The sequence below is a fragment of the Agromyces molybdatiresistens genome, from assembly GCF_052748445.2.
Window position 1 is genome coordinate 3570565 of sequence record NZ_CM188258.1, and the last position, 13131, is coordinate 3583695.

Here is a 13131-nt window from a genome sequence, read left to right on the forward strand (position 1 = left end):
GTTCGCCTCGTTTCCCGTTCGTCGCGGCATCCGGGCCGCTGCTTTGGATACCGTATCCAAAAATCCAGTGCTTCGTCCAGACCCCGGTTCGAGATCATCGTCTCCCGAACTCGAAGCGCAGAAAAGCATGGACAGGTGCGCACAAATTGGATACCGTATCCACCAATTCGCGAGAGGCTCCGCTCTCCGCGGGACGCCGACCGCGAGTCAACCCGCCAAGAATGGAGAGTCATGCGCAGATCCATCCCCCGCTCCGGCCTCGCCGCGGCCGCCGGGCTGGCAGTGTTCGCACTGCTGACCGGCTGCGCCACCGCCGGCGACGCAGCCGGAGGCAGCGACAGCGAGCCCGTCGAGATCGCCGATGGCGAGCCCGGCGAGCCCGAGGACACCGAGATCACAGTGGCCATCCCCTTCCCCGACATCACCATGTACTCGATGTACGTGCTGGCCACCGACCTCGGCTACTACGAGGAGGAGGGCCTCAGCGTCGAGGTCATCACCGCCGACAACGTGACGGCGGCCGTGGCATCCGGCAGTGCGGATGTCGGTGTGGAGTCGACCGGCACGGTGATCGAGGCGATCCGAGGCGGCGTCGACGTCGACCTGCTGTCCGGTCACTACTGCCGGCAGAACTTCGACTTCGCCGTGCAGCCCGACATCGAGTCGGTCGAGGACCTGGAGGGCACGTCGATCGTGCTCGCGGGCACCCCCGGCGACCCGGCCGAGTTCCAGCGGGCCCGCGTGCTTGCCGAGGAGGGCTGGGACCTCGAGGGCGTGAACGTCGAGATCGTCTACCCCGGCCCCGGCTCGGAGTCGTGGACCGAGTTCTTCGTGAACGACCGCATCACCCTGCAGCCGTTCTACGGCGACGACCGGCCCGCGCTCGAGGAGCACGGGGCGGACTTCCCGGTCGAAGCGCTCCGGAACTGGGCGAACGACGTCATGGTGGCCGGCTCCGGGTACGTCGAGGAGAACCCGAACACGCTCGTGCGCTTCCTGCGGGCGACGTTGAAGGCGGTCGAATTCGTGACCGCGCCAGCCCCGGGCGAGTTCCCCGCGAACGCCGACGAGGTGCTCGACATCTACGAGGCCAACGACTTCGACGTCGAGGCCCTGCGCGGATCCGACAGCCCCTGGGTGCTCGACGGGCACCTCGCGTGCCAGAACCTCTACTTCGACACCGAGGCCTGGGACACCACCGTCGAGACGCAGTCGCTCGAGCCGATCGAGTTCGACGAGTCGCAGCTCGTCTACCTCGAGAAGGCGCAGGAGCTGCTCGGCCTCGACAACTCGGGTCCGGAGACGCTCCCCTACCCCTGATCCACCCCTGATCCCCTGAACCTGCGGTGCCCCGGGCCGGCACCGCGACGGGCCCTCGCCGCAGCGCATGACGGTGGGGGCCCGCCGCGTGCCGCACCTACGAGCATGATGGTTCCATGCCCGCTGCCCACCGCCCCGGCCTTCGGATCGACCCCGGACTCACCATCCCCGAGTCCGAGCTGTCCTGGCGGTTCTCGCGGTCATCCGGTCCCGGCGGGCAAGGCGTGAACACCGCCGACTCCCGGGCGGAACTCGTGTGGGACGTGGCAGGCTCGGCCGCCATCACCCCGCTCCAGCGGGAACGGCTCCTCGAGCGCCTGAGCGGTCGCCTCGTCGACGGAGCGCTCGCGATCACCGCATCCGAGCACCGCTCGCAACTCCGCAACAGGGATGCTGCGCGGGCTCGGCTCGCCGCCGTCGTGGCCGACGCCCTGCGGCCGCCGCCACCGTCGCGACGACCGACCCGTCCGAGTCGCGGTGCGAAGGAACGTCGCTTGGCGGCGAAGCGGCGGCGGACCGACGTCAAGAGACTGCGTCGCCCACCGGGCGATTGAAGCCCCGACCGCTGGAGGGCGTCATCCGCCGGTCACGCTCCCGACCCCCTCGACGGGAGCTGCTCATACGGGAGTGATGTCGCCGAGCTTCCAGCTGCGGTCGAAGTACGGCTCGAGCGGGCCGTAGAGGCGGAAGTAGGAGAACCAGTGCGTGCCGGGGATGGTCTGCACCCAGTTCGACTCGCCGTCCGGGGGCGCGGACGGGCCGAAGCGGAGGTCCACCGAGCCATCGCCGTTGGCGACCAGCTCGGGGTCGCGTGAGCCGCGATCGCCGCGTTGCTGTTCGTTGTCGATCAGGCATCGGGTCGCGACGTCGTAGACGGTGGCCGACCAGAACAGTTTCGCCGGCACGTCCGCGGGCACGTGCAGGGTGTAGTCCCGGCCTCCGTCGAGCCACTCTCCTGCCCCGTCCGTGTAGGAGCCGAGATACGCCTGGCCGACCCCGGGGGTCCGGCTCTTCATCGCCTCGGAGAAGCTGACCGCCTCGTAGAACCAGGACGCGCGTTCGAACAACTCGTCGTAGCCGTCGCCGCGCTGGGCGGAATCGTCGAGCACGATGGCCTGTTCCCACACGCGATCGGGCCAATACGGGCCCTGCTCGAACCGCTTCGCGAAGGTGTTGGCCTGAGCCATCAGCTCGCCCGCCGCGGCGCCCTGCTCCAGGATGCGGGCGAGTCGCGCATCCGGGGCGAACGGCGTGCCCTTCCGTATGCCGAGCTGCCTGAGCATGGCCAGGTAGAAGCGGTCTCGCTCCTCGATGACCTCGGCCTGGTAGATGCCGTGCAGCACCCTCCAGTACTCGAGGCCCCGCGGCTGGTCTCCGGTCCACGGGCGCCCGTCGGGCGAGATGATGCGCGTCGGAGCCGGGTTCTCCCGTGCGGCGTACGGGTAGATCCGCACGCTCCGCACCAGCGCGTCGGCGCGCGCCGGATCAGGGTCGAGGGTGCGGAAGCCGAACATGATGTTGACCCCGGACGACCGCAGGACCCGGTAGTCCGCCGCCAGCTCCGCCGGCTCGTCGACGCCGGGCGCGAGGATGAGGTACTTGCCGCCCTCGCCGCGATCGGGACCCATCTCGCCCATCGCCCCGACCTCGCGCTGCCAGAAGTCCGACACGCCGCCCGCCGTCGGGCCGGCGGGCATCTCGATCACGAGCGGGCCGCTCTCGGAGAGGTCGAAGAAGTTCAGGATGTACGGCGTCGTGGCGTTGGCCGTGATCAGGCCGAGACGGTCGCGATAGCTCAGGTAGCGGACCAGGTCGCTGCCGGTGGCGCCGAACACCCCGTAGTGCTGCGTCTTCCACTGCGCGTACGACACGAGCGGCAACGCCCACAGGTAGGCCTGGCACGCCAGCTGGAAGTCGAGTTCGTCGAAGATCGTCGGTAGCGAGCTGCGGCTCGGGATGTCGTTCTCGATCTCGACGGCGGCCAACCGCCCGGGAAGTCTCTCGCTCATCATCGACCTTCCGATCAGGCTTCACCCGGCGAGCGAGGCACTACCGCTACGCTACCCAGCCCCAGCGTCTCGCTTCAGAACGACGCGCACGTGGCTCGCGCGCAACGCACGGATCGCGGTCGGCCGAGGTCCCGGTGGCCGTCAGAGGTCGAGGAAGTCACCGAGGCCTCGGCTCCGTCACGCTCGTTCCGGCATGGTAGGTCGGGGGCGCGGTGCGCAGCTGTGCCGAGGGGACCTACCGCCAATTCGCCCGGAGCTCCTCAAGCCCTTCGTACTCCCGCGCGAGGTCCGCGAACGCCGTGTTGCCGGGTGCGAGGTCGAACACCGTCTTCCTGTACGCGCGGCGTAGTGGGATGCGCAGCTCTACCAGCTCGGGAAGAGCTGCAAGCGTCGCAAGCTGTTCGGCCGGGAGTCGGGTCCCCGGAAGGTGCAGGGTTCGGAGATTCGGAAGCTGCCCGATCCATTCGAGGTCGGACACGTCGAGCGTGCGGTCCGAACCCAGGTGGCCGTTGCCGAAAGCAAGGTACTCGAGCGACTGAAGCTGACCGATCACCTCCGGGTTGCTGAGCGCGAAGGGCTGGTCGACCACCAGCGTCTGGAGCTTGCCAAGCGTCGCCAGCGGTCGAAGATCGGTGACCGCGCGGGCACCGCCGAGCGACAACGTGCGCAGCGCCTTCATCGAAGACAACGCATGCAGGTCCGTGTACGGGCCCCACTTCACCGCGAGCGACTCCAACTGAGGTTGCCCGCCGGTTGCGTCGAGGAGATCCTGCGGTACTCGACAGGCGAGATTCAGGTCCGTGATGCGAGTGGTCGACTCGCCGAGGAATTCGACCCACTCGGCCAGGATCCGCTTCTGCGCGCTGCGTTTCGTGACCCCGTGCGCGTCCAACTGTGTGGCGTGAACCTCGATCGAGCGTTGACCTCGATACTGCTCGACACGCCAAAGCGCCTCCCGTCGACGCCTGAAGAAGGTTGCCACCCGAACATCTTGCAGCACGTCCGCCAGCGACCCCTCAGTGGGACGGTGTCAATCGAAGTGAGTCGCCACGTCGTAGTTCGCGATCGAAGACGCAGCTGCTCGGGGCGTGGTGCCGTGGTTGTTCTCCAACTCAGGATCCGCCCCGTGATCGAGCAGGGCGCGGATGACCTCACGGCGCCCATTCGAGTTGACTCGGCCACCCACAGCGCGCTGTTTCCGTGTCTGTCCTGAGCGTCCGGCGGTGCGCCGGCGGCCAACAGGACATCGCGCGGGATCGAGATCTGTGGGTTCTCAGAGGTCGAGGAAGTCACCGAGCCAGGAGCGGACCGATGCGAGGCAGTCCATCGATATCTCGCCGGCGACTCCCGTGAGGCGCTCGCGTGAGAGGGTGCGCGGCTGCTCCGTCATGATCCAGGACGGCCGGTCGAGCCCGCCGGGTCCGTCGACGCGGATGTGGTTGGGCCACCCGCGGTCGGTCGTCGTGATGGGCAGCACGATCACCAGCGTGGTGACCGCGTCGAGGTAGCCGTCGGATGCGACGACCAGGACGGGGCGGTGCCCGCCCTGCTCGCGGCCGCGAACCGGCTCGAGTGCAGCCCAGGCGATCACGCCCGGGGCGATCTCGAGGTCGGTCACGAGTCGGCGTCAGCCAGTTCGGTTCGCTCCCAGTCGGCGGACTCCGCCGCGTGCGATTCGGAATCCATGGCACCGGTTCGTGCGATCGCCGCCTTCAACCTGCTCAGTCGCCAGCGGCGGTCTTCGGCATCCGCAAGATGAGCAAGGTGCGCGCCGAGTGTGAGCCCGTCGCGCGCGGCCTGTTCCTTGAGCCGGTCGCGGAGCTCGTCGCTCACCTTGATCGTCGTAGTCATACTCGAAGTATACCGCCCGCTGCTCACGCACCATCCCTCAACGATTCGGTGGCGTCACTCCTTTGATCGGGCAGTCCTCCCGCAACGTCGTCGTAGTGCCATCGTCGCCGTACCGCGAGTCACCGCACACGTGGGCGAAGTCCCAGCGCTCCCCGCGGACGCCTTCGGACGCCGCGACGGCCGATGAAACGAACCCGTCGCCGATCCAGCCGCCGGACATTCCGCCCGATGAGGACTCCCTCTCCGCGACAGCGGGGCAGGTGCGGGCAGGTCGGCAGCCGGCCCCCGTCATCGCGCATGAAACGGGGGCCGGCGGTCTGTGAGGCGGATGCGGCGTCAGCCGCCGGGGGCGGCGGCCGGCGCCGCGGCATCCGCTCGGGTGGGAACGGCCGCGATCGCCTCGATCTCGAAGCGGTACTCGGGGCCGGCGAAGCCGGCGACCTGCACGAGCGTCGACACGGGGAAGTCGTGCGTGAAGTAGCGGGCGCGGATCTCGCGAACGTCGTCGCGCACGAGCCGGAAGTCGTCGCGGACGAAGACGTTCACCTTGACGACGTCCGCGGGGGTCGCGCCCGCGGCGTCCAGCACCCGGGCCAGGTTCGCGAAGGCGAGCTCGACCTGCTCCCGCGTGCCGTCGGGCATGGTGCCGTCCGGCCGCATGCCGATGATGCCGCTCACGAAGACGAGGTCGCCGCCGGAGACGCGGATGGCCTGGCTGAAGTCGGCCGTCGGCGGGTACACCCCGACGGGCTCGATGATCCGCTTGTGCATGCGCGGCCTCCTACGACGCCCCGACGATCTTGCGGTCGTCGTACCAGGGCGCGAGCCGGCGCCGCAGCGTCGAGATCAGCCACAGGGTGAGGTTCGCGATGATCACCATGACGATCACCATCGCGATGGCCTCGGCCATCATGAACTGGTACGCCGCGAACTCGAGCAGGTGCCCGAGGCCACCGGTGCCGCCGAGGAACTCGCCCAGCACCTCGCCCGTGAACCCGAGCGCGGCGCCGCGCTGGATGCCCGACAGGCTGTACGGCAGCGTCGCCGGGAAGATCACCTTCCAGCCCAGGAAGATGCCGTTCACGCCGAACACGCGGCCCGCGTTGACGAGCGACGGGCTGACCGTGACGGCACCCTCCATCGTGTTGAGGATGATGGGGAACACCGCGAGCAGGAACACCAGGGCGATCTTCGACTCGTTGCCGAGCCCGAGGATCAGGATGAAGAGCGGCGCCAGCGCCACCTTGGGCGTCGAGTAGAGCAGCCAGAGGAACGGCGCCACGGTGAATCTCAGCACCGGCGACCAGCCGACCGCGAGGCCGACGACCACGCCGACGACGATCGCCATCGTGAGCCCGATGAGCACGTTGGTCATGCTGTAGGCGAACGCCGCCCAGAACTCGGGTTCGCCGAGCAGGCGCACGAAGGCGACGATGATCTCGGAGGGCGGCGGCAGGAACGCGGCCGGCACGAGCTGGAACCAGCTGACCGCCGCCTCCCAGATGAGCAGGATGCCGGCCACCACTGCGAGCAGCAGCAGCCCCCACTTGGCCTCGCCGGCGCGCACCACACGGCGCGGGCGCACGATCCGGTTGGTGCCGGTCGCTGACGTGACGGTCATCGTCGGCCCTTCCTCGTCCACGGGGCGACCCAGCGTTCCACGAGGGTCACCACCTGGGTCATCCCGACGCTCCACACCACCACGACGGCGATCGCCGCGAAGGCCTGGTCGGTCTGGTACGTGTTGGCGGCGCGGATGATGAGCGCACCCATGCCCGCGGCCGAGCCCGCGAGCTCCGCCACGACCATGCCGATCGTCGCGAGCACGACGGCCTGCCGGAGGCCGGCGAACAGGAACGGCACGGTCGACGGCAGGAAGACCGAGCGATAGAGCTGCAACCGGTTCGCCCCGTACACGCGCCCCGCGCTGATGATCGACTGGTTCGTGGTGCGCATCCCCGCCGCGATGTTCAGCAGGATCGGGAACAACGCGCTGATGGTGACGAGGAAGATCACCGGGCCGATGCCGAAGCCGAACCACGCCTTCGCGAGCGGCTGGTAGGCGATCGCGGGTGTCGCGTAGATCGTCCAGGCGATCGGCCCGACGATGCGGTCGACCGCGAGCACCGACCCCATGAGCAGCCCCACCGGGATGCCGATGGCCACGGCGATCGCGAAGCCGGTCAGCCACGCCTGGATCGACACCGGGAGGTTCGCCGCGAGCGCGCCGCTCTGGACCAGCTCCACGAAGCCCTGCCAGATCGCCGAGGGCGGCGGGAAGAACACCGGGTTGATCCAGCCGAGCACGCCCACCACGAGTTCCCAGAGGATGAGCATCACGACGACCTCGCCGGCCAGCACGAACGCCTTGCCGCGCGCGCTCAGCCCGGCGAGCCAGCCCGCGACGCCGCCGCGCCCGAGGTTCGGCCCCGAAGCGAGGAAGGCGCTCATTTCGAGACCGCCGCCGCCGTCGCCTCGCCCTGCAGCGCCTCCCACAGGTGGTCGCGCAGCTCGAGGAAGCGCGGGTCGCTCTGGACGCTGCGCTCCGAGCGCGGACGCTCGAGCCCGGTCTGGATGACCTCCTTGATCGCACCGGGGTGGCTCTTGAACACGACGATGCGGTCGCCGAGCAGGATCGCCTCCTCGATCGAGTGGGTGATGAACAGGACCGTCTTGCCGGTCGCGGCGATGAGCTTCTCGATCTCCTCACGCATGACCTCGCGGGTGAGGGCGTCGACCGCGCCGAGCGGTTCGTCCATGAGCAGGATCCGCGGCTGCGCCACGATCGCGCGGGCGAGCCCGACGCGCTGCTGCATGCCGCCGGAGAGCTCGCGGGGGTACGACTGCTCGAAGCCCGCGAGTCCGACGAGCTCGATCGCCTCCTGCACGCGGTCGCGCCATCCGCTGCCCTTCAGCGCCTTCTGCATCTCGAGGCCGAACCGCACGTTGTCGAACACCGTGCGCCAGGGCAGCAGCGCGTAGTCCTGGAACACGACCGCCCGGTCGGGCCCGGGGCCCGTCACCGGCTGACCGGCCACGAGCACCTCCCCGCCCGTGGGCTTCACGAGCCCGGCGATCACGTTCATGAACGTCGTCTTGCCGCACCCCGACGGGCCGAGCACGGTCACGAACTCGCCCTCGCGCACGTCGAGATCGACGCCCTCGATCGCGATGAGCTTCGAACCCGTCCGGGCCACGTCGTAGCTCACGGTCAGGTCGCGCACCGAGATCAGCGGGGCAGCGGATGCCTCGCCTCCGGCCGGCTCGATGGTCGTCGTCGTCATCGCAGTACCCTCTTCCACGCTCACGGGAGCTCCGTCGCTCACGTCAGGGCCGGTTCGGCGGCGTGCTCCCGCATCTTCGGCAGGACCTCGGTGCCGAGCAGCTCGATCTGCTCGAAGAAGCGGTCGAACTTGAACCGGAAGTCGAAGACCAGGTGCTCGGTGCCGATGGCCTCGAACTTCTTGAGTTCCTCCACGGCCTCGTCGGGGTCGCCGACGATGAGCTGGCCCGCCAGGTCCTCGACGGTCTCGAACCTACCCGAGGGCGGCTTGACCGCGAACTTGGCCTTGTTCGCCCACGCCAGCAGCCCGGGGATGTTCACGTGCTTCAGCGCCTCCTCGCGGGTCTCCTCGATGGAGGTGGGCGGGATGACGGCGACGGTCGGCATCGGGCGGCCCGAGGCATCCGTCATGTCGCGCATGGTCGCGATGCGCTTCTCCATCGTCGCGAGCGAGATGCGCCCGGGCATCCAGCCGTCGGCGTACTCGGCGGCCAGGCGCGCCGAGCGCGGCGTCGCGCCGCAGTACCAGAACGGCACCCGCCCGCCGACCGGCTTGGGCTCGATCGTGACGTTCTCGAACGAGAAGATCCCGTCGTCGTAGGTGACGTCGTTCTCGGTGAACACGCGCTTCAGGATCTCGGCGTTGGAGCGCACCGCCTCGACGCGGTCGAGGTCGCCCCAGCCGATCGCCTCGAACTCGTGGTCGAACGTTCCGGCGCCGAATCCGAGGATGAGACGCGGCCCGACGAGCTGCGTGATCGTGCCGGCCATGAGCGCGGTGAGGAGCGGGTGCCGGAACGGGATGAGCGAACCGGTGCCGAGCTCGAGCTTCTCGGTGACCGCGCCGATCGCGGTCAGCGTGGTGAGCGCGTCGTAGAAGGTGCGGTTGGGCTTCTCCATCTCGCCGTGCGGCTCGAACACCAGGTGATCGCGCACCCACACCGAGTCGAAGCCCATCTGCTCGGCGAGCTTCGAGCCTTCGAGCAGCTTCTCGCGGCTGGCTTCCTCGCCGAAGTGGGGCAGCAGCAGTCCGAACTTCATCGCCATGGTCAGTTCCCTTCCGTTCCGGCCGTCTCGGCCGCGAGTTCGGCCGGAGCGGCCGCGAGCTTCCCGTATCCGGGTTCGCCGACGACGGCGCCGTCGGCGTAGACGTCCCGGCCGCGCACCAGGGTGCGCTCGATCCGGGTGCTGATGGTGCGGCCGTCGTACGGCGTCCAGCCGATCTTCGACAGCACGTCGTCGTTCGTGATCGTCCACTCGTGCTGCATGTCGGCGATCACGATGTCGGCGTCGGCGCCGACCTCGAGGCTGCCCTTCACGCCCGAGAGCCCGAACTTCTCTGCCGGGATGCGGGCGACCATGTCGACCGCGCGCTCGAGGGTCAGCTCGCCGCGGTTCACGGCGTCGAGCATGAGCTCGTAGTAGTACTGGATGCCCGGCGTGCCGGTGTGGGCGCTCCACATCTCGGTCCAGCCGATCTCCTTCTCCTCGCGGGTGTGCGGGGCGTGGTCGGAGCTCGCGATGTCGATCGTGCCGTCACGCATGCCCTCCCAGATCGCGGTGCGGTTCTCGTCGGGCACCCAGTACGACAGCGCGTACGGGCCGAGGGTCTCGATGTCGTTCCAGGTGGAGAGGAACGGCGCCCAGTGGTTGACCTCGCACGTCACGTCGATACCGGCCGCCTTGGCGCGCCGCACGGCCTCGATGGAGCGGCGGGTCTGGATGTGCGCGATGTGCACGGGGCATCCGGATGCCTCGGCGAGCCGCAGGATCACGTCGATCGCGGTGTCCCAGATGACGCCCTCGCGAGCGGCGTACGCCGAGGCGTAGCCCTGCGGCGTGTTCTCGCCGCGCGCGAGCACCTCGCCCTCGATGTAGTCCATCAGCGCCTGGTCGTGCGGGTGCACGATGAAGCGCTTCCCGGTGCCGGCGATGCGGTCCATGATCTGCAGCAGGTGGCCGTGGTCGTGGATCCCCGTGCCGGCCGGGTGCGGGTAGGTTCGGCCGGTGTCGACGACCATGTAGATCTTGTAGGCGTTGATGCCCATCTTGGCCATCGGCACGATGTCGTCGAACTTCGTCGGCGCCGGGTTGTGGTTCCAGTCGACGATCGACGTCGCCGCGTACCGCTCGAAGACGTCGGTGAGGGTCTCGACGTCGACGGTCGGCGGGTTCAGGTTGGGCATGCCGAAGATGGTCGTGACGCCTCCGGCGGCGGCCTGGCGCGTGGTCGTCAGGATGTCGTCCTTGTGCTCGTAGCCGGGCTCGCGGGTGTGCACGTGGACGTCGACCATGCCGGGCAGGACCAGGCGCCCGGTCGCGTCGATCGTGCGCTCGGCCTCGACGGCGACGCCCGGCGCGACGAGGCCGGCGACGCGCCCGTCGTCGACGAGCAGGTCGGCGGCGGTCGGGCCGGACGGGGTCACGACGATCCCCCCGGCGATTCTCAGGTCGATGGTCACTGCGGTGCCTCCATGCGGTCGATCGACTCGCCCTGGCCGGGCGAGCGGGTGGTGCGGACGTCGACGTGGCTCGGGCGCACGTAGCGGTCGAGCCAGTCGACGATCAGCGGGGTGGTCTGCTCCCAGTAGCGGTCGTACGCGGCGTAGTGCGTGGTGTGCCGCTGCATGACGAGCTGCTTGGGGCCGCGTGCGGCCGCGTACAGCCGCTCGGCGTGGTCGGTCGGCGTGGTGGCGTCGCCCTCGACCCCGATGACGAGCAGCGGGGTGGTGAGGCGGGACGCCGCGTCGATGGGCCGGTACGCGAGGATCTCCTCGGCGCACGACAGCGGGATGGCGCTCGGGATGCGGTCGTCGACGTCGGCCTTGATCGTGGTCGCCCGACGCTCGGGCGTGGGCACCATGATCTCCTCGCGCGGGTGCACGAGGCGGCCCGTGCCGGTCGTGACACGCAGGCGGCGGTCCTCCTCGAGCGCGGCGAGGAAGGCGAGCCACTCGTGCTCCTGGCGCATGCGGTGCAGCCAGTCGGTGCCGTCGGCGACGGGGACCTGGCTGACCGCGGCCTTCACGCGCGGGTCGGCGTCGGCGAGCAGCACGGCATTCCCGCCGCCGGTGCCGCCGGTGCCGAACACGCCGATCGCGTCGGCGTCGACGTCGTCGCGCGTCGTCAGGTAGGTGACGGCGTTGACGAGGTCCTGCAGCTGGCGCGCCGGCGAGAGGATGCCGCGGTCGCCGCCGGAGTCGCCGAAGCCGCGGTAGTCGAAGACGAGCACGCCGAAGCCGGCGGCGACGAGCGCCTCGTGGTAGCGGACGTAGAGCTTGGCGTCCTTGAGCCCGAGCCAGCCGGGGCCCTGGACGATCGCACGGTGCGGTCCGGGGCCGTCGGGGGTGCGCCAGAGCCCGGCGAGGCGGTCTCCCTCGCTGGAGAACTCGATCGGTGTCGTCTGCATGGATGCGACGTCCTTCCGTGTGAACGCTGCGACGCGTGGTTCGGGTGGATTCCTGCACCCGTGATCTGGATCATGCCGCATCTTGGATCCAGAATCCAGTATTGAATCGAATTCCATCGCGTGGAATGATGACGAGTGACCGCCGGTTCGGATTGACCGGTCGGGCCGGCCCGGGATTGGGCCGCGAGTCGCCGACGTTCGTCGGATCACGCACGCACACCGTCCCGGAGGTCCCCATGCCCAGGTTCACGAATCCCCGCACCCGCGCCGCCCGCGCCCTCGCGCCGCTCGCCGCCGCAGCATCCGTCGCCCTGCTCGTCGCCTGCGCGTCGACGGCGAACGCCGACGGCGCAGCCGACTCCGCCGGCGAGACGGGCGACGCACCGTCCGGCTTCCCCGTCACCGTCGACAACTGCGGCACCGAGGTGACCTTCGACGCCGCCCCCGAACGCGTCGTCACGATCAAGTCGTCGACGCTCGAGCTCATGCTCGCGCTCGGCCTCGAGGACCGCATCGTCGGCGCCGCGTTCACCGACGGACCCGTTCCCGACGAGTTCGCCGACGCGGCGGCGGGCATCGACATCCTGTCCGACAAGGTGCCCTCGCAGGAGACCACCCTCGCCGCCGAGCCCGACCTCGTGTTCGCCGGATGGGAGTCGAACCTCTCCGCCGAGGGCGCGGGCGACCGCGGAACGCTCGAGCAGCTCGGCGTGCACACCTACGTCGCGCCGGCCGCCTGCAAGGCCGAGGGCTACATGCCCGACCCGCTCACCTTCGACGGCGTCTTCGCCGACTTCGCCGAGGCCGGCGAGATCTTCGGTGCGACGGATGCCGCGACCGACCTCGTCGCCGAGCAGCGCGCCGCGCTCGAGGCGATCGAGCCGAACGACGACGGGCTGACCGCCCTCTGGTACTCCTCGGGCGACGACCAGCCGTTCGTCGGCGCCGGCATCGGCGCACCGCAGATGATCATGGAGGCCGCGGGCCTGACGAACGTCGCGGCCGACGTGCACGACACCTGGACCTCGCTCTCGTGGGAGGCCGTCGTCGACGCGGACCCCGATGTGATCGTGCTGGTCGATGCCGCCTGGAACACCGCGGAGTCGAAGATCGAACGGCTCGAGGCGAACCCCGCGACGGCCGCCATGCCCGCGGTGCAGCAGGGTCGATACGTGGTCGTCGACTTCCCGTCGACCGAGGCGGGCGTCCGGAACGTCGACGCCGTCGCCTCGATCGTGGAGCAGCTCGGGGCGTTCTGA

14 protein-coding genes are annotated in these 13131 nt (G+C 69.6%); 3 read left to right on the plus strand and 11 right to left on the minus strand.

Going from position 1 to position 13131, the window contains the following annotated elements:
• The first annotated feature begins 231 nt into the window (after positions 1–231).
• Together ACULK2_RS16525 and arfB are read left to right on the plus strand one after the other, a co-directional pair.
• Positions 232–1320 carry an ABC transporter substrate-binding protein gene (locus ACULK2_RS16525; RefSeq protein WP_445968046.1) on the plus strand — a complete coding sequence of 363 codons (1089 nt, stop codon included), beginning with the start codon at positions 232–234 and terminating at the stop codon, positions 1318–1320.
• A 116-nt stretch (positions 1321–1436) separates the two neighbouring features.
• The gene (gene arfB / locus ACULK2_RS16530) at positions 1437–1874 is read left to right on the plus strand and encodes an alternative ribosome rescue aminoacyl-tRNA hydrolase ArfB (protein ID WP_445968045.1); all 438 of its coding nucleotides are present in this window, start codon (positions 1437–1439) and stop codon (positions 1872–1874) included.
• 63 nt (positions 1875–1937) lie between these two features.
• Here arfB and ACULK2_RS16535 read toward each other — a convergent pair whose 3' ends face one another.
• The 11 genes from ACULK2_RS16535 to ACULK2_RS16585 form a co-directional block, all read right to left on the minus strand.
• Positions 1938–3329, minus strand: coding sequence for a DUF1254 domain-containing protein (locus tag ACULK2_RS16535; RefSeq protein WP_445968044.1), 1392 nt, complete (start codon positions 3327–3329; stop codon positions 1938–1940).
• Between the two features lie 235 nt (positions 3330–3564).
• Positions 3565–4311, minus strand: coding sequence for a leucine-rich repeat domain-containing protein (locus tag ACULK2_RS16540; protein ID WP_445968043.1), 747 nt, complete (start codon positions 4309–4311; stop codon positions 3565–3567).
• Between the two features lie 291 nt (positions 4312–4602).
• A complete protein-coding gene (locus ACULK2_RS16545) occupies positions 4603–4947 on the minus strand; it encodes a type II toxin-antitoxin system PemK/MazF family toxin (protein WP_445968042.1) in 345 nt (114 codons plus the stop codon).
• Positions 4944–5162 (minus strand): hypothetical protein, encoded by a 219-nt coding sequence (locus ACULK2_RS16550; protein WP_501044937.1) that lies wholly within the window; start codon positions 5160–5162, stop codon positions 4944–4946. Before ACULK2_RS16550 ends, ACULK2_RS16545 begins: the two co-directional genes overlap by 4 nt.
• Before the next feature lie 354 nt (positions 5163–5516).
• Positions 5517–5951 carry a RidA family protein gene (locus ACULK2_RS16555; RefSeq protein ID WP_445968040.1) on the minus strand — a complete coding sequence of 145 codons (435 nt, stop codon included), beginning with the start codon at positions 5949–5951 and terminating at the stop codon, positions 5517–5519.
• A gap of 10 nt (positions 5952–5961) precedes the next feature.
• Complete coding sequence (locus ACULK2_RS16560; protein WP_445968039.1) at positions 5962–6801, minus strand: ABC transporter permease; 840 nt, start codon at positions 6799–6801, stop codon at positions 5962–5964.
• Entirely contained in the window at positions 6798–7631 is an 834-nt protein-coding gene (locus tag ACULK2_RS16565; RefSeq protein WP_445968038.1) for an ABC transporter permease, read from the minus strand. The genes ACULK2_RS16560 and ACULK2_RS16565 overlap by 4 nt, the downstream gene beginning before the upstream one ends.
• Positions 7628–8464 (minus strand): ABC transporter ATP-binding protein, encoded by an 837-nt coding sequence (locus ACULK2_RS16570; protein WP_445968037.1) that lies wholly within the window; start codon positions 8462–8464, stop codon positions 7628–7630. The genes ACULK2_RS16565 and ACULK2_RS16570 overlap by 4 nt, the downstream gene beginning before the upstream one ends.
• Positions 8465–8502: 38 nt before the next feature.
• Entirely contained in the window at positions 8503–9510 is a 1008-nt protein-coding gene (locus tag ACULK2_RS16575) for an LLM class flavin-dependent oxidoreductase (RefSeq protein WP_445968036.1), read from the minus strand.
• 2 nt (positions 9511–9512) lie between these two features.
• Positions 9513–10925, minus strand: a complete 1413-nt coding sequence (locus tag ACULK2_RS16580) for a dihydroorotase (protein ID WP_445968035.1) — start codon at positions 10923–10925, stop codon at positions 9513–9515.
• Complete coding sequence (locus ACULK2_RS16585; RefSeq protein WP_445968034.1) at positions 10922–11872, minus strand: alpha/beta hydrolase; 951 nt, start codon at positions 11870–11872, stop codon at positions 10922–10924. Before ACULK2_RS16585 ends, ACULK2_RS16580 begins: the two co-directional genes overlap by 4 nt.
• A gap of 236 nt (positions 11873–12108) precedes the next feature.
• Here ACULK2_RS16585 and ACULK2_RS16590 point away from each other — a divergent pair, with 236 nt between their 5' ends.
• A complete protein-coding gene (locus ACULK2_RS16590; protein WP_445968033.1) occupies positions 12109–13131 on the plus strand; it encodes a putative F420-0 ABC transporter substrate-binding protein in 1023 nt (340 codons plus the stop codon).